The sequence below is a fragment of the Sphingomonas faeni genome (assembly GCF_040407495.1).
GTDB lineage: Bacteria > Pseudomonadota > Alphaproteobacteria > Sphingomonadales > Sphingomonadaceae > Sphingomonas > Sphingomonas faeni_D.
The window spans coordinates 631,337-650,611 of record NZ_JAPZPP010000001.1 but is presented as its reverse complement, the minus strand read 5'-3'; the positions used below and the strand labels follow the sequence as shown (position 1 = coordinate 650,611).

General features: G+C 66.8%; 14 protein-coding genes and 1 tRNA gene. 8 read left to right on the top strand and 7 right to left on the bottom strand.

The window, feature by feature from the left end:
- Window positions 1–72: 72 nt before the first annotated feature.
- The gene (locus O6W96_RS03065) at window positions 73–1,095 is read left to right on the top strand and encodes a sphingomyelin phosphodiesterase (protein ID WP_353468188.1); all 1,023 of its coding nucleotides are present in this window, start codon (window positions 73–75) and stop codon (window positions 1,093–1,095) included.
- A 9-nt stretch (window positions 1,096–1,104) separates the two neighbouring features.
- On the opposite strand, the gene O6W96_RS03060 is transcribed toward O6W96_RS03065, so the two are convergent.
- Genes O6W96_RS03060 through O6W96_RS03040 form a run of 5 tightly spaced genes read right to left on the bottom strand, consistent with a single transcriptional unit; the run spans window position 1,105 to window position 8,274 of the window.
- Window positions 1,105–1,620, bottom strand: a complete 516-nt coding sequence (locus O6W96_RS03060) for a GNAT family N-acetyltransferase (protein WP_353468187.1) — start codon at window positions 1,618–1,620, stop codon at window positions 1,105–1,107.
- Window positions 1,617–2,216: a 4'-phosphopantetheinyl transferase family protein gene (locus tag O6W96_RS03055; protein WP_353468186.1), complete on the bottom strand. Its 600-nt coding sequence runs from the start codon at window positions 2,214–2,216 to the stop codon at window positions 1,617–1,619. The genes O6W96_RS03060 and O6W96_RS03055 overlap by 4 nt, the downstream gene beginning before the upstream one ends.
- Complete coding sequence (locus O6W96_RS03050) at window positions 2,213–6,238, bottom strand: Pls/PosA family non-ribosomal peptide synthetase (RefSeq protein WP_353468185.1); 4,026 nt, start codon at window positions 6,236–6,238, stop codon at window positions 2,213–2,215. Before O6W96_RS03050 ends, O6W96_RS03055 begins: the two co-directional genes overlap by 4 nt.
- A gap of 33 nt (window positions 6,239–6,271) precedes the next feature.
- The gene (locus O6W96_RS03045) at window positions 6,272–7,603 is read right to left on the bottom strand and encodes a sensor histidine kinase (protein WP_353468184.1); all 1,332 of its coding nucleotides are present in this window, start codon (window positions 7,601–7,603) and stop codon (window positions 6,272–6,274) included.
- The gene (locus O6W96_RS03040; RefSeq protein ID WP_353468183.1) at window positions 7,600–8,274 is read right to left on the bottom strand and encodes a response regulator; all 675 of its coding nucleotides are present in this window, start codon (window positions 8,272–8,274) and stop codon (window positions 7,600–7,602) included. The genes O6W96_RS03045 and O6W96_RS03040 overlap by 4 nt, the downstream gene beginning before the upstream one ends.
- A 107-nt stretch (window positions 8,275–8,381) precedes the next feature.
- Between O6W96_RS03040 and O6W96_RS03035 the strand changes: the two genes are divergently transcribed.
- The 4 genes from O6W96_RS03035 to O6W96_RS03020 are packed head-to-tail and all read left to right on the top strand — an operon-like array spanning window position 8,382 to window position 14,868.
- On the top strand, window positions 8,382–9,644 hold the full coding sequence (locus O6W96_RS03035; RefSeq protein ID WP_353468182.1) for an efflux RND transporter periplasmic adaptor subunit: 1,263 nt from the start codon (window positions 8,382–8,384) through the stop codon (window positions 9,642–9,644).
- Entirely contained in the window at window positions 9,641–12,817 is a 3,177-nt protein-coding gene (locus O6W96_RS03030; RefSeq protein WP_353468181.1) for an efflux RND transporter permease subunit, read from the top strand. The genes O6W96_RS03035 and O6W96_RS03030 overlap by 4 nt, the downstream gene beginning before the upstream one ends.
- The gene (locus O6W96_RS03025) at window positions 12,814–14,235 is read left to right on the top strand and encodes an efflux transporter outer membrane subunit (RefSeq protein ID WP_353468180.1); all 1,422 of its coding nucleotides are present in this window, start codon (window positions 12,814–12,816) and stop codon (window positions 14,233–14,235) included. The genes O6W96_RS03030 and O6W96_RS03025 overlap by 4 nt, the downstream gene beginning before the upstream one ends.
- A gap of 3 nt (window positions 14,236–14,238) precedes the next feature.
- Window positions 14,239–14,868 (top strand): hypothetical protein, encoded by a 630-nt coding sequence (locus tag O6W96_RS03020; protein ID WP_353468179.1) that lies wholly within the window; start codon window positions 14,239–14,241, stop codon window positions 14,866–14,868.
- 75 nt (window positions 14,869–14,943) lie between these two features.
- Here O6W96_RS03020 and O6W96_RS03015 read toward each other — a convergent pair whose 3' ends face one another.
- Window positions 14,944–15,165 carry a hypothetical protein gene (locus tag O6W96_RS03015; protein ID WP_353468178.1) on the bottom strand — a complete coding sequence of 74 codons (222 nt, stop codon included), beginning with the start codon at window positions 15,163–15,165 and terminating at the stop codon, window positions 14,944–14,946.
- Between the two features lie 268 nt (window positions 15,166–15,433).
- On the opposite strand from O6W96_RS03015, the gene O6W96_RS03010 reads away from it, so the two are divergent.
- Window positions 15,434–16,411, top strand: a complete 978-nt coding sequence (locus O6W96_RS03010; RefSeq protein ID WP_353468177.1) for a bifunctional methionine sulfoxide reductase B/A protein — start codon at window positions 15,434–15,436, stop codon at window positions 16,409–16,411.
- A 305-nt stretch (window positions 16,412–16,716) separates the two neighbouring features.
- Here O6W96_RS03010 and O6W96_RS03005 read toward each other — a convergent pair.
- Window positions 16,717–16,793: transfer RNA gene (locus tag O6W96_RS03005), tRNA-Pro, on the bottom strand.
- Between the two features lie 186 nt (window positions 16,794–16,979).
- Here O6W96_RS03005 and O6W96_RS03000 point away from each other — a divergent pair.
- Both O6W96_RS03000 and O6W96_RS02995 read left to right on the top strand, forming a co-directional pair.
- Complete coding sequence (locus tag O6W96_RS03000; protein WP_353468176.1) at window positions 16,980–18,002, top strand: lytic murein transglycosylase; 1,023 nt, start codon at window positions 16,980–16,982, stop codon at window positions 18,000–18,002.
- Window positions 18,003–18,102: 100 nt separating this feature from the next.
- Entirely contained in the window at window positions 18,103–19,266 is a 1,164-nt protein-coding gene (locus O6W96_RS02995) for a D-alanyl-D-alanine carboxypeptidase family protein (RefSeq protein WP_353468175.1), read from the top strand.
- Window positions 19,267–19,275 lie beyond the last annotated feature (9 nt).

The following is a 19,275-nucleotide window of genomic DNA, read 5'->3' as shown; positions in this document are numbered from 1 at the left end:
CGCGTTCGATAAAAAGACTGCGGCTTTTAGCTTTTCGCGGCGTCTGCGCTGTAAGAACACAGGAATATCAGCATGATGATACGACACATCGGCGTGGCGCTGGCCTCCGTTGCCTTGCTCAACACGCCTGCACTGGCCGACTCGTCAGCCCGTCCGGCAGCGCGCGACGTGTCGCTGATGACCTATAACGTGCACGGCTTGCCTTGGCCGATCGCGGAGGATCGCTCCGCCGACCTGGCGGCGATCGGTACGCGGCTGAAGGCGATGCGGGCAATCGGCGCCCAACCGGGTATCGTCGTCCTACAGGAAGCGTTCATCGCCAACGCCAAGGCGATCGGCCAGACCGCAGGCTATCGCTATTCGGCGTTCGGTCCCGGCGAGGACGCAGCCCCGGTGCCACGCGCCGACGACGATTTCGTATCGGACGGGAGTCGTATGGTCGGCGAACGGCTCGGCAAGCATGTCGACAGCGGCCTTGCGATCTTCTCCGACTATCCGATCTTGGCGGTGCGGCGGATGGCGTATCCGGTATGCGCAGGCTATGATTGCCTTGCCAACAAGGGTGCGGTCGCCGCGTTGATCGCGGTGCCGGGCATCGCCACGCCAATCGTTGTGGTCGACACGCATCTGAACAGCAACGGCGCATCGGGGGCGGGATCGCCGCGCGCGAGTTACGCCTATCGCCGGCAGCTCGATCTGCTCGCCAATTTCGTCGCATCGCTTGAAGCCGGGGACCGACCGATCCTGGTCGCAGGGGATTTCAACGTCGGTCAGGATTTGCGGCGCCGGACGCATTTCGATGTCCGCATGCTGGGTGGCGGAGCAGGTCTGCAAGCCGCCATCGTATCTTGCCGGACGGCCAGATGCGCGATCGCCGAGCCGTCCGACATGGCATTCTCGATCGGTCGCGCGAAGGACTGGATGATGTACCGTCCGTCCTCGACGGTCGCGATTCGCCCGGTCGCGCTGGCCGCGCCGTTCGGCCATGCTGCGAACGGCGCGATGCTGTCGGATCATGTCGGTATCTCGGTGCGTTACCGGATCGACACGCTCGCGACGCCTGTTTCGCCGACGACCATGATAGCTAGTCGATAAGAGCGCTTATCACAGGCACTTCGCCAGCGTCTTGTCGCGCCGTTGGACGAGGTCGGGCAGCGTCACCGCGGACATATCGAAGCGGAGTTCGTGCATATCCATGCCCGAGCGGTAGCCGCTGGGCCAGACGCTGATCAGTTCGAAGCCGCAATGCTGGAAGAACGGCGAAACCTGCGGCGAGGTGTCGACGGTGACGTAGCGGGTGGGCGGTTCGGCTGAGGTGGCGACGTGGAGCAGGCGTTCGAACAGCAGCAGCTTGCCGAGGCCGGTGCCGTGATAGGCGCGCGCGGCCATGCCCCAGAAGAGCAGCGCCTTGTTGTAATGCTCCCAGATCTCGTAGCCGCCGAATGCGCCGGGGACGCCGTCGACGTCGACCACGAACGCCGGGCCGTCGGGCTGGTCGAGCGTCTCCTCCAGCCATTCGCGGTCGCCGTCACCGAAATACTCGGGGAGGTTCGAATCGAAGATCGCGAGGACGGCGGCACGGTCCTTGTCTTCGTAGCGGCGGGTCAGGATTCTGGTCATGGCTGGCTCCACTGCGCGACGGTTTCGATCGCGTCGGGGGTGGAACGGCTCCAGCAGCGCGAAGTGCCTTCGAAGGTTGCGGTCGCCTGGGTTGGGTCGGTCACGACGGTTTCGATCGATTCGGAGCGGATGCGGCGGGGTTCGCCGATGAGTTTCGCGTGCGCTTCCTTGATCGTCCAGCGTCGGAGCCATGCTTGGGGCTGGGCGAGGGCGGGCAGGTGACGGAGCGCGTCGGCTTCGGTCTCGGTGAGCATGTCCCAGAGGGGCGGGTGGTCGTCGATGACCTCGCGGTCGACCGCGATCGGTGCGCGCGCAACGCCGATCAGGGCGCGTGCACCGCGACTGGAGAGGCTGAGATGCCAGCCGCCGGGAGCGGAAACGATCGGCGCGCCAGCCGGGCTGCGTGTCAGTCGAACATCGTCTGAGTCGCGGGCGAGTTTGCGGATCAAGGCGGCGGACAGACCCTGCCGGATCGCGCGCGCATCGCCTTGCAGGCCAGCGGCGCACGGTCCGGTCTCGGCAACACTCCATGCGACTGGCGACTGACCGTCCCAGACGAGCGCGTCGAGCGGACCGTCGTGCCAGACCGGCGTCACGTCGCGACGGCGATCCGCGCCGGGCTCCCGTCCCAGCTCGTGCCGTCGGGCAAGGTCTCGCCCTTCATCACCACCGACAGGTCGCCGAGCTGCGCGTCGGCACCGATCTCGGCGTCGTACAGGACGATCGCGAGCGAGCCGATCGTCGCGCGGTCGCCGACGCGGATCGCGCCGACTTTCATCACGCGGTCCTCGAACAGGTGCGTCTGCAAGCCGGCGAAGTCGTTGAGCGCGACGTCGTCACCGATATCGACGAGGTCGTGCTCGGTCAGGTCGGTGGTGTCGATGTAGCAGCGCTTGCCGATCCGCGCGCCCATCAAGCGGAGGTACACGCCGATCCACGGCGTGCCGCGGAGTGGTTCGAGCAAATTGGCGACCGCGAGGTTCTCGTAGGTCGCGGTGACGAGTTCGGTGCGCCAGACGAACGTGCTCCAGAGCGGCGCGGTCGTGATCTTGTAGCGGCCGACGACGAGCCATTTGAGCGCGAGGACGAAGATCCCGCAGGCCAGGCAGAAGCCGACGTACAGGAACGGGAAGGTCGCCGCGACGACCAGCGCACCGTTATCGAGATCGTCGAGGTCGCCGACCACCGAAAGCAGCAGGCTGAAGAACACCAGGAACGCGGTCAGCGACAAGGTGGTGCGAACCGCCTCGATCGACAGCCGCGTGAAGATCAGCGCGCGCGACGGGTTGAACCGCGCGCCTTCGTCGAACATCGTGTTGACCTGTCGCACAGGCAGCTTGATCGCGGGCGAGCCGAACCACGTGCTGCCCGCCTCGGTGGCGAGTGCGGGGTCGCTCGGCGGCTTCGAGAGCACGCCGACGAGCACCTCGTCGCCGATCTGCGTGCCGCTCGGCAGCAGCGCGGAGTTGCCAATGAAGCTGCGCCGGCCGATCTTGGTATGCGCGAGTTCGATCGTGCCGTGGCCGATCCGCGCGGCGCCGAAGATCACCGAATCGGCGATGAAACTCTCCTCGCCGATCTCGACGAGGTCCGGCACGATCGCGCTGGCGGTCGAGATTTCCGCGCGACGGCCGACCTTCACGCCGAGCGCACGGTACCACGGCACCACGTACAGCGTCGCGAAGATCGGGTGGAGCAGGCGCAGCGCGAGGTCGTTGATCTGCTGAACGAACCAGTAGCGGACGTAGAATCCGCTGTTGAGTGCATAGACCGCGGGCGCGACGCGGCCGAGGATCAGGCGCTTGGCCGCCACCGTCAGCACGCACATCATCACGACATAGGTGACCGCGAGCAGCGGCGCGACCGCGACATAGGCATAGCCGCTGGTCGCCCAGTCGAGCTCGATCAACGCGATCAGCCCAGGCGCGATCGGCAGGATCGCGACCAGCGGCAGGATCAGCGCGCACAGGAACAGGCCGATCGCCGGGCCGGCGCTGCGCGGCGCTGCGGTGGCCGGGCGGCGGGGCGCATCGCCATCATGCGCGGCGGGCGAACCCGCCCAGCGCTGGCCGGCGGGGATCGTCGTATCGGCGGGCAGCGCGGACAGGTCGTCGAGCATCGCATCGTCTCCGAGCGCAGCGTTGCGGCCGACCACCGCCATCGATCCGACGAACGCGCCCTTGCCGAGCTTTACCGTCCCCAGTCGGAGCAGTCCCCGCTCGACCGAACTGGTCGACAGCACCGACTGATCGCTGATGATCGCATCGTCGTCGGCGTGGAGCAGGTCGGCGGTGTCGATGATCCCGGTGCCGATATGGACTCGCTCGCCGATTGTCGCGCCCATCATCCGGTAATAACCGCGGATCATCGGCGTGCCCGCGAGATACGGCGTCGCGGTGACGCCGATGATCCGGCGGACCAGCCACCAGCGGAAATAATAGCTGCCCCAGAGCGGGTAATCGCCCGCCTTGAAGCGCCCGACGATCAGCCATTTCAGCGCGATCGACAGGAACATCGACGCGATCGGCACGACCGTGAAGAACAGCCCGCTGAGGATCAGCGCATCGACCCGCGACATGTCGCCGGCGAGATGCGTGTAGGCGAGATAGGGTGAGAACCACTGGAGGCCCGCCAGCGTGTAGATCGGCAGCAAAGCGAGCGTCTGCGCGGCGACGCACAGCCGACGCTTCCACGGCGCAATGTGGTGGAAGCTGGTCTCGTCGAGGATCGCGACAGGCGTGGTGCCACCGATCCGTAGCGCGAGTGCGCGGATCGTCGGCGCGGCGTAGACGTCCTCGAGCGACAGCCCTTCGAGCCCGCGCACCTTTCGCGCCGCCGAAACGAGCCGTGCGGCCTTCAGCGAATGGCCGCCGAGATCCTCGAACAGGTCGTCGAGCACCGATACCGGCTGTGGCGCGAACGCGTCGGCCCAGACGCGGTGCAGGCTTTCCTCCAGCGGCGTGGCGGGCGCGACCATCTCGCGGTCCGACGTCACGGTGATCTCGGGCTTGACCAGCGCCTTGCGGTCGACCTTCCCCGAGGCGGGGAGCGTCGGCATGTGCGACAGCAACTGGTAGCCCGCGGGGCGCATGTAATTGGGGAGCCGCTCGGCGACGCGGGCCTTGAGTCCGACCATGTCGATCTCCTCTGCCGGACGCGCGATCAGGAACGCCGCGAGGAACTCGGAGCCATCGCCGTCGGTGAAGAGCTGGACGACGGTCTGCGCGACGCCGGGCCATTCGCCGATCACCGCCTCGATCTCGGCGAGTTCGACGCGGAAGCCGCGGATCTTCACCTGCGTATCGATGCGTCCGACGAAATCGATGTCACCCGCCGCGTCGAGCTTCACGAGGTCGCCCGACCGGTAGATCCGCTCCGGCGTTCCCGACGGCCCGTCGAACGGCGTCATGATGAACTTTTCGGCGGTCAGGTCGGGGCGGTTAACGTAGCCGACGCCGACGCCAGGACCGCCGATCACGAGTTCGCCCTCCTGGCCGTCGGGGACCGGCTGCATATGCTCGTCGACCACCCAGGCGGTGTAGCCGGGAAGGGGTTTGCCGATCGTGATGCGCTGGCCGGGGAACACCTCGGTCCAGGTCGCGGTCACCGATGTCTCGGTCGGGCCATAGGTGTTGAGCAGGCGGAGGCCCGGTCGCGCGAGCCGGCGCGGCAGATCGGCGGGGCACGCTTCGCCGCCCATGTTGAGCAGGCGCAGCGTCGGCACCGGATGCTCGACCAGCGCGATCAGCGAGGGGACGACGTGCCAGATCGTCGTGTTCGCCTCGGCCAGCGCGATCGCCACGTCAGGGCCGCTGGTCGCCAGCGCCTCGGTCGCGACGAGCACGACCGCACCGACGAAGAATGCGCTCCACATCGTCTCGACAGACATGTCGAACGCGAGGCTGAACCCGCCGAACACCACGTCGGCAGGGGTGAGGTCGAGGATCGCGCTTTCGGAGCGGACCAGGTGGCAGGCGTTGCCGTGCGAGATCATCACGCCCTTGGGCCGGCCGGTCGTGCCCGAGGTGTAGATGATGTAGGCGAGGTCCTGCGGATCGCTGAGCGTCACGTCGCGACCGATCGGTTCGGATGGCTCAGCCGCGAGATCGCCCAACGCGGAGTCTAGCGCGAGCGTTTTCCCCTTGAGGTTGGCGACGCGGCTGGCGACGGTGATCGTCAGCGCGGCTTCGCTGTCCTCGACGATGAAGTCGATGCGGTCCTGCGGATAGCCCCAGTCGACCGGCACATAGGCGGCACCTGCGCGCAGCACGCCGAGGATCGCCATATACTGGTCGAGCCCGCGCGGCAGGCACAGCACGACGCGGTCGCCGCGGCCGATCCCCATCGCGCGCAGGCGGTGCGCGAGCGCGAGGCTGCGCGTGGCGAGGTCGGTATAGGTCCAGGCGGTCCTGCGGTCGTATTCCTCGTCCGCGCCGATCAGCCGCAGCGCGGTCGCGTCGGGATGCGCCGCGCGCGTTGCGTCGAACAACTCGTGCAACAGTTCGTCACGCGCATACGGCTCGGCCGCCTGCAGCGCCGGCGCGGGGGCGATCGATGCGACGCCTCGCCGCGGCAAAATAGCATGATCCGAGGGGGTTACCGAAGTGTCGTGCTGCATCCGGCGTGCTTAGCCGAACTGTCGCGTGGTTTGCTACCTGCGTCGCGGCGTAATCGATTCTAACGCGATCTCGTCTAACGCGATCTCGAAGCACAGTCCCTTGCCGCCGGGGCCAGATGCAACGTCGAGGACGCCGTGATGCGCCCGCGCCACGCGATCGACGATCGACAGGCCGATCCCCGAGCCTTCCGACCGAGTTCCGTCGCCGCGCCAGAAACGGTGCTTGAGCCGGGCGAGATGCTCGGGCGCCACGCCGTCGCCGTCGTCGACGACGCGGAGCCGCGCGCCGGGGCCGACCCTCACGACGATCGCGGCGCCGGGCGGCGTGTGGCGAACCGCATTGTCGACGAGATTCTCCAGCGCAAGGAGGATTGCGCCAGGATATCCAATGCTCGCGACGTCTGTCGACAGGTTCTCTAGGGCGATCGTTCGGCCGCCTGCGAGGATGCCGGGTGCGCGATTGGCGACAACTGCTTCCGCCAAAACGGCAAGGTCGAGTGGTTCGCTGGAATCCTCGACCGGGCGTTCGAGATCGGCGAGCGCGAGGAGTTGCGCGACGACGCGCGCGGCGCGGTCCACCGATGCGAGCAGTGCGTCCTTCACCGCTGCATCGTCGACCGCGTCGGCGCGCAGGCGGATCACCGCGAGCGGGGTGCGGAGTTCGTGCGCGATGTCGGCAGCGAATGCGGCCTGTGTTCGGAAGCCGTCCTCGAGCCGATCCAGCGCTTCGTTGGTCGCGGCAGCGAGCGGCTCGACTTCGGACGGCAGCGTGCCACGCGGCAACCGCGTGTCGAGCGTGCGCGGGCCGATCGCGGCGGCGGTCGCCGACACCGCCTGCATCCGCCGCGTCAGGCGCCGGGTGAGCAGAGCGCCGATCAGCGGCACCAGCGCGGCGATCGGCAGCACGAGCAGTGCAAAGCGTTTGAGGAAGGCGCTGACGATGTCGTCGGTGATGACTTCGGGGGCGGCGCTGTCCTGCGACGCGACGATCCAGCGGCCGCCGGATATCGGCACGCTGTACGCCTCGATCACGCCGCGGCGGAAAAAGTGCGCGCCGTGGTCCATAGGTACGGCTGCGATGATCCGCGGCCGGGCGGGGCCCTTCGTCATCAGGACGGCGCGGCGGCGGTCGATGATCGCGACCGCCATGCCGTCGGTCAGCACGTCGCTGGGTAGCGTGATCAGCGGCAGGGCATTCGCGACGATGGCGGCCTGCTGGCGGAGCAGGCGGCGCTGGTAGTGATCCGCGGTGCTGTGGAGCAGCGCAGCGACGCCGAGCGACAGCGCGATCGTGGCGATCAGCGCCATCACGATGTGGAGCGCAACGAACTGCCCCAAAAGCGAACGCGGCAGACGCAGCCTCATGGCTTGGGGACGATGATGTAGCCGACGCCGCGCACCGTCTCGATCCGCGCGCTGCTCGATGCGTCGTCGAGTTTCTTGCGCAGGCGGTGGACATAGACCTCGACCGCGTTCGAGCCGAGCTCGCCGCCAAGTCCGAACAGGTGATCCTCCGCAATCCGCTTCGGCACGACGTTGCCCGCGCGCCGCAGCAGCAATTCGAGCAGTTCGGTCTCGCGGACCGACAGCGCGATCGTCGTACCCTCGACATGCGCGACGCGGATTTCAAGGTCGAACGTGAGGCGACCACAGGTCAGCGAGCGTCCGAGATATCCCCCTTGGCGACGCAGCACCGCGAGCAGGCGTGCGTGCAATTCGTCGACATCGAAAGGCTTCACGAGATAATCATCGGCGCCTTCGTTGAGGCCGCGAATGCGAGCGTCGATCGTGCCGCGCGCGGTGAGGATCAGTACTGGGCGGGTGTCGCCGCGACCGCGCATACGGTGGAGCAGTGCCAGTCCGTCCTCGTCCGGCAACCCGAGATCGAGCAGGATCGCGGCGTAATCGCCGTCCTTCAGATACGCCTCGGCCTCGTCGCCGGTGCGCGCGAGATCGGCCGCGAACCCGCGCGGGGCCAGCGCTGCGGTCAGCGCCTGTGCCAGATCGCGGTCGTCCTCGATCAACAGCACCCGCATCCGACATCGATCCCCTATTGCCGCCATATTGCCGCGGCGCAGCATCCGTAAGCGCGCTGTAAGCCAGCGGCGCTACCGGCTCCAGTCTAATCCCCAAGGGGCTGATTATGCACGCATCGACGACACTCGAAACGCTCCCTCCTGCCGCCACGCTCTCGCGATCCGCGCAGATGCGCTGGCTCGGGATCGCGGCGGCCGTGATCGTCGGGCTGGTGCTGATCGTCGTGATGATCGGCAAGCTCACGCATCATGAGCCCGCGCCTGTGCCGGTGACGCCGCCGGGTACGTTCCGGCCGACCAAGGACCAGATGGCCGGGCTGACGACGATGCGCGTCGGCTATGGTGCGTCCGATGCGCGGACGCTGGCGAGCGGCGCGATCACGGTCGATGGCGACCGCAGCACGCCGGTATTGATGCCCTATTCGGGGCAAGTCGTGCGCGTGCTCGCGGATGCGGGGCAGCGCGTGACCGAGGGCCAGCCGCTGATGCTGGTGAAGACGAGCGATTTCGTCGATGCGCGCAGCGGCCTGTTCGCGGCACGCGCGGGTCTGCAGAACGCACAGGCGCAGCTCGCTACCGCGGAGCGGACCGCGGAACGCCAGCGGTTGATCTACGAAACGGCCGGCGGCGCGCTGAAGGATTATCAGCAGGCCAAGACCGATCTGGCCGCGGCACAGGCGACGGCGCGGACCGCGGCGGCTTCGCTCGGTGCGTCTCGCGACAAGATGGCAATCCTCGGCAAGTCGCAGGGTGAGATTTCACGGCTCGAAAGCGTCGGCGAGGTGTCGGGCATCCACGACGTGACGACGCTGCACGCGCCGATTTCGGGGCTGATCGCGACGCGCGACGTGTCGGCGGGGCAGTATCTTTCGCAGGGCGGTGACAAGCCGGTGATGACGATCACCGATCCGTCGCGCGTCTGGTTGATCGCGCAGCTCGCCGAGAACGACGCGAGCGCAGTGCATCGCGGCGACAGCGTCACGGTGACCACGCCCGCGCTGCCGGGCCGCAGTTTCCACGCGACGATCGACCTGGTCGGCGCCGCGCTTGATCCGCAGAGCCGTCGCCTGCCGGTCCGCGCGACCATCGCCAACCCCGACGGCGCGCTGAAGCCGCAGATGTTCGCGAGCTTCTCGATCCAGCGCCCGCACAGCGGCGACGCGCTGAGCGTGCCGGCTGCCGCCGTCATCCACGAGGGGGACGACGCGCGCGTGTGGGTGGTGCGCCCCGATGGCCTGCTGGTCGCGCGGAAAGTCACCGCGGGCGAGGAGCAGGACGGGAAGGTCGCGATCACCGCCGGGCTCCAACCGGGCGAGCGGATCGTCACCACGGGCGCGCTGTTCGTCAACGAAGCCGGTCTCGGCGAATGAACCGCATCGTCGAATTCGCGCTGCGGCAGCGGCTGCTGATCGTCGGCATCTTCGTCGCCATGCTGGTGGCGGGGGGCGTCGGCTTCTACAATCTCAACATCGAGGCGTATCCCGACCCGGTCCCGCCGATGGTCGAGATCATCACCCAGACCCAGGGTCTGTCGGCCGAGGAGATGGAACGCAACGTCACCATCCCGATCGAAGTCGGCATGGCGGGCATCCCGCACCTGACCGCGATCCGCGCGATCTCGCTGTTCGGGCTGTCGGACATCAAGATCCAGTTCAGCTACGACCTGACCAACGATCAGGCCAAGCAACAGGTCATCAACCGCTTGTCGCAGCTCCCCCCACTCCAGGGTGGCGCACAGCCGACATTGTCTCCGACCAGCCCGGTCGGCGAGATTTTCCGCTACAAGATCACTGCGCCGAAGGGCTATTCGGTGATGGACCTCAAGACGTTGCAGGACTGGGTCCTCCAGCGCCGGTTCAAGCGGATCCCGGGCGTGATCGACGTCACCGGCTGGGGCGGCAAGCTGCGCACCTACGACGTGGTGATCGACAACGACCGCCTCGCCGCGCACAACGTGACCGTGTCGCAGGTGCTGGCGGCGCTCGCCAAGAGCGACGGCAATGTCGGCGGCCAGACGATCAATTTCGGCGCGCAGGCGGCGATCGTCCGCGGCATCGGCCTGATCCAGTCGGTCGGCGGCATCGAGAACGTGCTGGTCGGCACCGGCGGTGGTCAGCCAGTCCTGCTGAAGGACGTCGCGCACGTCCGCATCGGCAACGCGCCACGGCTCGGCATCGCCGGCTACAATGACCAGGACGACATCGTCCAGGGTATCGTCCTGATGCAGCGCGGCGCTCAGTCGATGCCTACGATCCTCGCGGTGCAGAAAGAAGTTGCCGACATCAACGCGTCGGGCATCCTGCCGCCGGGCGTGCATCTCGACCGGATCTACGATCGCTCCGACCTGATCCACCTGACGATCCACACCGTGCTGGAGAACATGGTGGTCGGCATCCTGCTGATCTTCGCGCTTCAGTGGATTTTCCTCGGCAATCTGCGCAGCGCGATCATCGTCTCGGCGACGATCCCGTTCGCGCTCGCCTTCGCGATCCTGATCCTCGTCTTGCAGGGGGAAAGCGCGAACCTGCTGTCGGTCGGCGCGCTCGATTTCGGGCTCGTGGTCGATGCCTGCGTGATCATGGTCGAGAACATCTTCCGCCACATGGTCGAGCGGTCCGCGCATGTCGAAAGCGGGAAGGGGCACTATACGCTCGCCAACCGCTTCTCGGCGGTGCTCGGCGCGAGTTCGGAGGTCAGCCGCGGCATCTTCTTCGCCGCCGCGATCATCATCGCGAGCTTCCTGCCGCTGTTCACGCTCACCGGTGTCGAGGGCCACATCTTCGGGCCGATGGCGAAGACCTATGCCTATGCGATCACCGGTGGGCTGATCGCGACCTTCACGGTCGCGCCGGTGCTGGCGACGATGCTGCTGCCCGACAAATTGTCGGAAGTGGAGACGTGGATCGTCGGCAAGCTGCGCCGGGTCTACGAGCCGGCGGCGGCGTTCGCGCTCGGCAACCGGGTCGTCGCGATCGGTGGCGCGCTTCTGCTGATGGCGGTCGCTCTGGTCGGCGTGCGCTCGCTCGGGATCGAGTTCCTGCCGCATCTCGAAGAGGGCAACATGTATATCCGCGCGACGCTGCCCGCGTCGGTCAGCCTCGAGGCGGGGCAGCCGGTGGTCAACGGCGTCCGCCGCATCCTGATGCAATATCCCGAAGTGCAGGCGGTGTTGTCGGCACACGGCCGTCCCGACGACGGGACCGACTCGACGGGCTTCTTCAACGCCGAATATTTCGTGCCGCTGAAGCCGTTCGACACCTGGCCGAGCGGCGTCACCAAGGAGACGCTGACCGAGGAACTGTCGAAGCGGCTGTCCGCGAAATATCCCGGCGTCGACTTCTCGTTCTCTCAGATCATCGAGGATAACGTCGAGGAGGCCGCCTCGGGCGTGAAGGGCGCGAACTCGATCAAGCTGTTCGGCCCCGATCTCGCGACGCTCGAGAAATACGCCGACCAGATCAAGGCGCAGATGGGCGAGGTCCGCGGGATCGAGGATCTGGGCGTGTTCCAGTCGCTCGGTCAGCCGACGGTGCGGATCGACGTCGATCGCGCGCGGGCCTCACGCTACGGCCTGACCCCCGACGACATCAACGCGACCGTCGCCGCGGCGATCGGCGGGCAATCGAACGTCGACCTGTACGAGAAGGGCACCGATCGCCACTTCCCGATCGTCGTCCGGCTGAAACCCGAACAGCGCGACACGATCGATGCGATCCGCCGCATCACGATCGGTGCACCGTCGCCCGATGGCGCGGGCCCGATCCAGGTGCCGCTGTCGGAGGTCGCCGACGTCAAGCTCACCAGCGGCGCATCGTTCATCTACCGCGAGCATCAGGAGCGCTATATCCCGATCAAGTTCTCGGTCCGCGGCCGCGATCTTGGCGGGGCGGTCGACGAAGCGCATGCGCGGATCGAGCGGACCGTGCATCTGCCACCCGGCTATCACCTCGAATGGGCGGGCGAGCTCGACAACCTCAACAACGCCGTCGCGCGCCTTGAAGTGGTGGTACCGATCAGCCTGCTGGTGATCCTGCTGCTCCTCTACGCGAACTTCGGCTCGATCCGCGACAGCCTGCTCGCCTTCTCGGCGATCCCGATGGCGATCATCGGCGGTGTGCTCGCACTCGCGCTGACCGGGACCGCGTTCAGCATCTCGTCGGCGATCGGCTTCGTCGCGCTGTTCGGGATCGCGGTGATGGACGGTATCCTCGTGGTCACGACCTACAACCACGCGGTCGACGAAGGTGCGCGGCGGGAGAATGCGCTCGCGACTACAGTCCGCCATAGCCTCAGGCCGGTCGTGATGACCTGCCTCGTCGCGGCGATCGGCCTGCTGCCTGCCGCGCTGTCGAGCGGGATCGGCAGCCAGGTGCAGAAGCCACTCGCGCTGGTCGTGGTCGGCGGGATGACGCTCGCGCCGATCCTGATCCTGCTGGTCCTGCCCGTGCTGATCGACCGCTTCTCGAAGCGCGTACCGCCCGAGGACCGCGGCGCACACGGACGCGACGTCGGCCATCATCCGCATCCGGAGGCTCAAGCATGAAGCGTCTCGCCATCCTCCTGCTCGCCGGCGTTACGAGCGCCTGCACGATGGGCTCTCACAATCTGGACGCACACGCCAGCCTGCCGCCCGCGCCCGCGGTGCAGACGTTTGCGCCTGCGAGCGCCGTCGCCCGATCCACCACGCTTCCGGCAGTACCGGCGGAGTGGTGGCGGACTTTCGGCAGCACACAGCTCGATACGCTGGTGAGCGAGGCGCAGGCGCACGCGACCGATATCGCCGTCGCCGAGGCAACGCTGCGGCAATATCTCGAGCAGGGTTCCGCCACGGCCGGCTCGGCGCTGCCGCAGGCCGACGTGAACTATCACGCGGAGCGCACGCGAATCTCGAACGCGCTGTCGCCCGCGGTCGCGGACCAGAACCAGCAGCTCTACACGCTCCACACCGCGCAGGTGACGGTCAGCTATGCGCCCGACCTGTTCGGCGGCACCCGCTCGAAGATCCGCTCTGCCCGCGCCGCGACCGAGACGCAGCGCCAGCGTCTCGCGGCGGCGAAGACGACGGTGATCGCCAATCTGGTCGAGGCGGTGATCCAGCGCGCCTCGCTCGCCGAGCAGATCGTCGCGGCGAAGACCGCGATCGCGGTCAACCGCGACATCCTGCAGACATTGGTCAAGCGCCAGCAACTCGGCGCAGTCGGCGCTGCCGATGTGTCGACGCAGCAGGCGGCACTCGCGACAGCGGAAGGCGCACTCCCCCCGCTGGTCCGCGCCGAAGCCCATGAGCGCGTGGTCATCGGAACGTTGATCGGACGCTCGGCGGGCTCGGAAATGCCGCCGCTGCCGACGCTCGCGTCGCTGACCCTTCCACGCGATCTGCCGCTGATAGTCCCCTCGAATCTGGTCGCAAGACGCCCCGACGTGCTGGCCGCGCAAGCGCAACTCGAGGGCGCAGGGGCCGACGTCGGCACCGCGATCGCCGCGCGGCTCCCCGCGATCTCGCTCAGCGGATCGGCGGGCGGGATGTCCGAACGGTTCGGCGACATGTTCAAGAGCGGGAACCCGTTCTGGACGCTGATCGGCGGGATCACGCAGCCGATCTTTCATGCGGGCGCGCTTCGTCATCAACAGCGTGCTGCCGAAGCGGCGCTGGAGGGGGCGAAGGCGCAGTATCGCGCCGCCGTGCTCGCTGCGTTCGGCGACGTATCGGAGGCGCTGACCGGGCTGCGGACCGATGCCGACGCGCTCGACTCCGCGACGCGCGCGACCGACGCGTCCGGCCGCGCGCTCACCTTCGTCCGTCGCCAGCTTGCGCTCGGCGACGTGGGCACGCCCGCGCTGCTCAACGCCACCGCGACCGACGCACAGGCACGGGGGCAGGCGGTGCAGGCTCGCGCGGCACGGCTGTCGGACACGGTCGCATTGTTCCAGGCCGCTGGCGGCGGCGTTTCAGGAGGATGACTGATGGACGGAATCACAGGCGCAACGAGCGGCAAGTTCATTCTGATGGCGGCAACCCTGCTGTTCCACGGCCGGGTCGACAATGCGCGCTCCACGATCGCGATCGTGCCCGGCGCACCGCATTCGGCGATCAGCGAAACGCTCGCCAAACGAGTGAGGCAGGGCGCGCCGGTCAAGATCGGTATTCGCGGGGAATATCTCCGCGCGTCGATCGCGGGGGTCGAGCACGATCCGGGACAAGGCGCAGACGTCCGGATCGGACAGGACATCCTCGATGCCAATCCGATCGAGATCGACTTCGCGCATCATCAATTGCGACTGTTGCTGGCCGGAGATGCGAAGCGGGCCGAACATGGCATGACCGCGATTTCCGTTTCGCGACAACCCGATGGTACGATGACGGTCCCACTCAAGCTCGATGATGCTGCGCCGATTGTCGCCGTGCTCAATCTCGCGAGTGCGACTGGTATTGTGGCGGCCAACGCGAGTGCCAAGACAGTCGCGTTGGGGTCTGTTGCGCTCAAGACCGCGGACGTTTCGGGCGGGACGGCGCCATTGGTAGGTCTCGGCACATTCGCAAAGACCCGCGTGATCTTCGATTTTGGCCACGATCGTATCTGGGTCGCGACGTAATCGTATCAGCTTTTCGGAAAGGGCCGGATCGGCGAACACTCATGCATCGTTGACGCATGACGGTTCGCCAACAGGTCAACCATGCGCGCGCGCTGCGGCTTTCTGCGCGCGTGCCTGTTTGGCGTAGTGATGGTGCGCGACGATGCAGCCTGCCGCAGCGCCCATCACGGCATGTCCCTTGCCAACGAAATGTCCTCCGACGCCACCAGCCGCAGCACCGCGGATGCAACCCTTGGCCAGCGCGGGCGATACCGACATCATCAACAGGGGCAGCGCGAAAAGGGGCACAAAGCGCATAGCGACTTCCTCGATCAGGGGTTCAGACCTGCAAGATACCGACGACACGCGCGCGGTGTTCCGTGAGAAATCGTTCATGTTTCCGGCCAGTTCGGCTGGTGCTGCCGGGCGTTCCTGATCCTGCAGCGTGCGACCGGTCAGAGCCATCTCCGCGGCGAAACACGCCAGGCTGCAGTGGACACGCGGCGCCGCCGGAATTGTTGGACCTTCACCGTTGCGGCAGGGAGCCGCCCTCGACAGCTGCCTGGCCGCGCACCACATTGATCGCATGAACAGCTATGCCAAGACCGACGAAGCCGTCGCCGCCCTGACGCCCGAGCAGTTCCGGGTCACCCAGCAGAACGGAACGGAGCGTCCCGGCACTGGCCCATTGCTGAAGAACAGAGACGCGGGTATCTATGTCGACATCGTCTCGGGCGAGCCGCTGTTCGCCAGCGCCGACAAGTACGAGTCCGGCTGCGGATGGCCCAGCTTCACCAGGCCGATCGACGCAGGACACGTGAAATCGACACGGGACTGGTCGATGCTGATCCCCCGTACCGAGGTGCGCTCGGCGCAGGGCGATAGCCATCTCGGCCACGTCTTCAAGGATGGACCGCGTGACCGGGGCGGCTTGCGCTACTGCATCAACTCGGCGGCGCTGCGCTTCGTGCCGCGCGCGGAGATGGCCGAGCAGGGCTATGGCGACTATCTGGACCAGATCGCGGCGCCGCCCACGGCCACGCAGCGTGCGGTCCTGGCCGGCGGCTGCTTCTGGGGCATGCAGGACCTCATCCGGAAGCTGCCCGGAATCGTCTCAACGCGGGTCGGCTATTCGGGCGGCGACGTCGCGAACGCCACGTACCGCAGACACGGCAGCCATGCCGAGGCGATCGAGATCGTCTTCGACCCCACCCGCACGGATTTTCGAACGCTGCTCGAGTTCTTCTTTCAAATCCACGATCCGACCACGGTCAACCGCCAGGGAAACGATCGCGGCGCAAGTTACCGGTCTGCCATCTTCTATACCGACGACACGCAGAAGGCGGTCGCCGAGGATACCATTGCTGACGTCGAGACGTCCGGGCTCTGGCCCGGGAAGGTCGTTACCGAACTAGCTCCGGTAGGCGCGTTCTGGGAAGCCGAGCCTGAGCATCAGGACTATCTGGAGCGCCGGCCCAAGGGCTACACCTGTCACTTCGCGAGGCCGAACTGGAAGCTGCCGAGGCGGGTGCCGGTGCCCGGCAGCGAGAGTGTGGCGGCCTGATCCCGATACTCGGTACTTCCTATCGACTCATGGGCAGCCGTTCGGCGTGATCTCCTGATCGATGGCCTACCGATCTGATCTTGCCCGATGCGTTAACTGCCAGCGCAGAGCGAAGGGATAGCGGCACAGCAACGCCGGTCGCCATGATCTTTCTGCCTAGCCGGTGATAGCTGCCACTGCGCCGCTTGAGGTGCGACAATCCGAATTCGTCGCCCCCCCAAAGGGTACGGCGACGGGTAGTATCGTCGATGCGACCATTCCCGATCGCCATGTTGGCGATGAGACATCGATCCCTCAGCTAGTGATGGTCGGGGAGACAGGATTCGAACCTGCGACCCCCTGGTCCCAAACCAGGTGCGCTACCAGCCTGCGCCACTCCCCGACTGCGACGGCCCTTAGCCGCTGCTTTCGCCGGATGGCAAGCGGCTTCGTGCTGGCGGGGGCGAAAGACCGTAAAGGAGGGCGGGGAAGTACGGTACGGTCATGCGTGCGTCCGGTACGACGATGCGAGGTTCCGATCGCGGCACGTCTGTGGCAGAGCCTTCGGATGGGTGGGACATCGAAAACCGTGCGGCTGCGCAATCTCGTGATCGGCGTCGTCGCCATGCTGGCTGGAACCAGCCCGGCGCTGGCGCAGGACGATGCGGGGTTTCAGGCGTATATGGTCGCGCTCCGGCAGCAGGCGCTTGCCGAGGGGGTCAGCACGCGGACCGCGGATGCGGTGTTTCCCGGCCTGACGCTTAACCAGCGAGTGATCGATCTCGATCGCCAGCAGCCAGGGGCTTCCAACCCCAGCGCGGTGCCGGCGTTTGCGCCCTATCGGACGCAGCATGTCGACACGGCGCGGATCGCGCGCGGCCGCCAGACCTATCAGGCGCAACGCTATCGCCTGCAGCGGATCGAGCAGACGACGGGTGTGCCCGAATCGATCATGGTCGCGATCTGGGGGCACGAGACGAATTACGGCAGCTACACCGGCAATTTCGATCTGCTCCGTTCGCTTGCCAGCCTTGCCTATGAGGGCCGACGGAGGTCGCTGTTCGCGGGCGAGTTCATCGCCGGGCTGAAGATGCTCGATCGCGGCGTCACGCGCGACCAGTTGAAGGGGAGCTGGGCAGGGGCCACCGGCAACCCGCAATTCCTGCCGTCGATCTATCTGCGTCTGGCGCGCGACGGCGATGGCGATGGCCGTGCGGATATCTGGAACAGCCCGGCGGATACGCTGGCGTCGATCGGCAATTACTTCGTCGATGCGGGCTGGCGTGCGGGTCAGCCCTGGGGTGTCGCGGTCAACGTGCCTGCCGGGTTCGACCGGTCGCAGGTCCGCAACCGGCTGGTCTCGCCGCGCTGCCCGCGCGTGTTCGAGCGGCATAGCGGCTGGCGGACGATCGCCGAATGGCGCGCGCTCGGGATTTCGCCGCAGGGTCGCAGCCTGCCCGCCGACAGCGTTATGGCGACCTTGCTCGAGCCGGACGGGCAGGGGGCGACCGCGTATCTGCTGACCAGCAACTACCGCGTGATCCTCGATTACAACTGCTCGAATTTCTACGCGCTGTCGGTCGGGCTGCTCGCCGACGCGGTCGAACGCTAGGAATTTGCGCGCAACGGATACGTGACGCGGTCGCCGGGCGCGGCTATGACCTGCATCACATCCTGCCCACGGACCGCCCCTTTTGCTCACGGAATACCCCATGAAGAAGCTGATCGTCGCACCGCTCGTTGCCATTGCGCTCGCGCACCCGTCCATCGCCGCCGCGCCGCAGTTCCAGACCGCCGCGCCGATCGCCTATATGGAGGACCTGTCGTCGGGCGCGGTGCTGTTCGAGCGCGATGCGAACCGCCGCATGCCGCCAGCCTCGCTTGCGAAGATGATGACCGTGTATGTCGCGTTCGATATGGTCAAGAAGGGTGAGTTGAAGCTCGACCAGATGATGCCGGTGCGCCCCGAGACCTGGGCGAAATGGCATGGTCCGTCAGCGGGTTCGACGATGTTCCTGTCATCGGGCGAGAACGTCAGCGTCGCCAATCTGCTGTACGGGATCGTCACGCTGTCGGGCAACGATGCGTGCATCGTGCTCGCCGAGGGCATCTCCGGGGCGGAGCAGGCGTTCACCGAGCGGATGAACCGCAAGGCCGCCGAACTGGGGCTCAAGGATAGCCATTTCGGCACCGCGAATGGCTGGCCCGACAACGGCGTCACCTATGTCACCGCGCATGATCTGGCGCAGCTCGCCGCGGCGACGATCACCAACTATCCCGATCTCTACAAGCAATTCTATTCGAAGCGCGATTTCACCTGGGGCAAGACGATGGGCGGCAGCGCCATCACCCAGGCGAACCGCGATCCGATCCTCGGTCGCGTCGCTGGTGCCGATGGCCTGAAGACCGGCCACACCGAGGAAGCCGGTTACGGCTTCACCGGGTCCGCGATCCAGAACGGCCGCCGCCTCGTAATGGTCGTCGCCGGCCTGACCAGCGCCGGCCAGCGCGCGGAAGAGTCCGTTCGCTTCATGGAATGGGGCTTTCGCGCATGGCAGTCGAAGCCGATCGTCGCGAAGGGCAAGAAGATCGAGACCGCCGCGGTTCAGCTCGGCGACGCATCGTCGGTTGGCCTCGTCGCTCCCAAGGCGCTGACCGTAACGCTGCCCGCCGGCACCTCGCCGACGATGACCGCCAAAGTGGTCTATGAAGGTCCGATCAAGGCGCCAATTAAGGCCGGCCAGCACATCGCCGACCTCGTCGTGACGACGTCCGACGGTCTCCAGCAGACGATGCCGCTGGTCGCCGAGAAGGATGTCGCGGTTGCGGGTTTCTTCGGTCGCGCATGGGCAGGGCTGACCGGCTTCTTCGGCTGATGATCCCGG

Excerpts from the sequence above, each read along its gene's own strand:
- O6W96_RS03015 (WP_353468178.1), bottom strand. The coding sequence starts at position 15,165 with ATGCGCTTTGTGCCCCTTTTCGCGCTGCCCCTGTTGATGATGTCGGTA.
- O6W96_RS03050 (WP_353468185.1), bottom strand. The coding sequence starts at position 6,238 with ATGCAGCACGACACTTCGGTAACCCCCTCGGATCATGCTATTTTGCCG.
- O6W96_RS02995 (WP_353468175.1), top strand. The coding sequence starts at position 18,103 with ATGAAGAAGCTGATCGTCGCACCGCTCGTTGCCATTGCGCTCGCGCAC.
- O6W96_RS03025 (WP_353468180.1), top strand. The coding sequence starts at position 12,814 with ATGAAGCGTCTCGCCATCCTCCTGCTCGCCGGCGTTACGAGCGCCTGC.
- O6W96_RS03030 (WP_353468181.1), top strand. The coding sequence starts at position 9,641 with ATGAACCGCATCGTCGAATTCGCGCTGCGGCAGCGGCTGCTGATCGTC.
- O6W96_RS03010 (WP_353468177.1), top strand. The coding sequence starts at position 15,434 with ATGAACAGCTATGCCAAGACCGACGAAGCCGTCGCCGCCCTGACGCCC.
- O6W96_RS03065 (WP_353468188.1), top strand. The coding sequence starts at position 73 with ATGATGATACGACACATCGGCGTGGCGCTGGCCTCCGTTGCCTTGCTC.
- O6W96_RS03060 (WP_353468187.1), bottom strand. The coding sequence starts at position 1,620 with ATGACCAGAATCCTGACCCGCCGCTACGAAGACAAGGACCGTGCCGCC.
- O6W96_RS03035 (WP_353468182.1), top strand. The coding sequence starts at position 8,382 with ATGCACGCATCGACGACACTCGAAACGCTCCCTCCTGCCGCCACGCTC.
- O6W96_RS03040 (WP_353468183.1), bottom strand. The coding sequence starts at position 8,274 with ATGCGGGTGCTGTTGATCGAGGACGACCGCGATCTGGCACAGGCGCTG.
- O6W96_RS03020 (WP_353468179.1), top strand. The coding sequence starts at position 14,239 with ATGGACGGAATCACAGGCGCAACGAGCGGCAAGTTCATTCTGATGGCG.
- O6W96_RS03045 (WP_353468184.1), bottom strand. The coding sequence starts at position 7,603 with ATGAGGCTGCGTCTGCCGCGTTCGCTTTTGGGGCAGTTCGTTGCGCTC.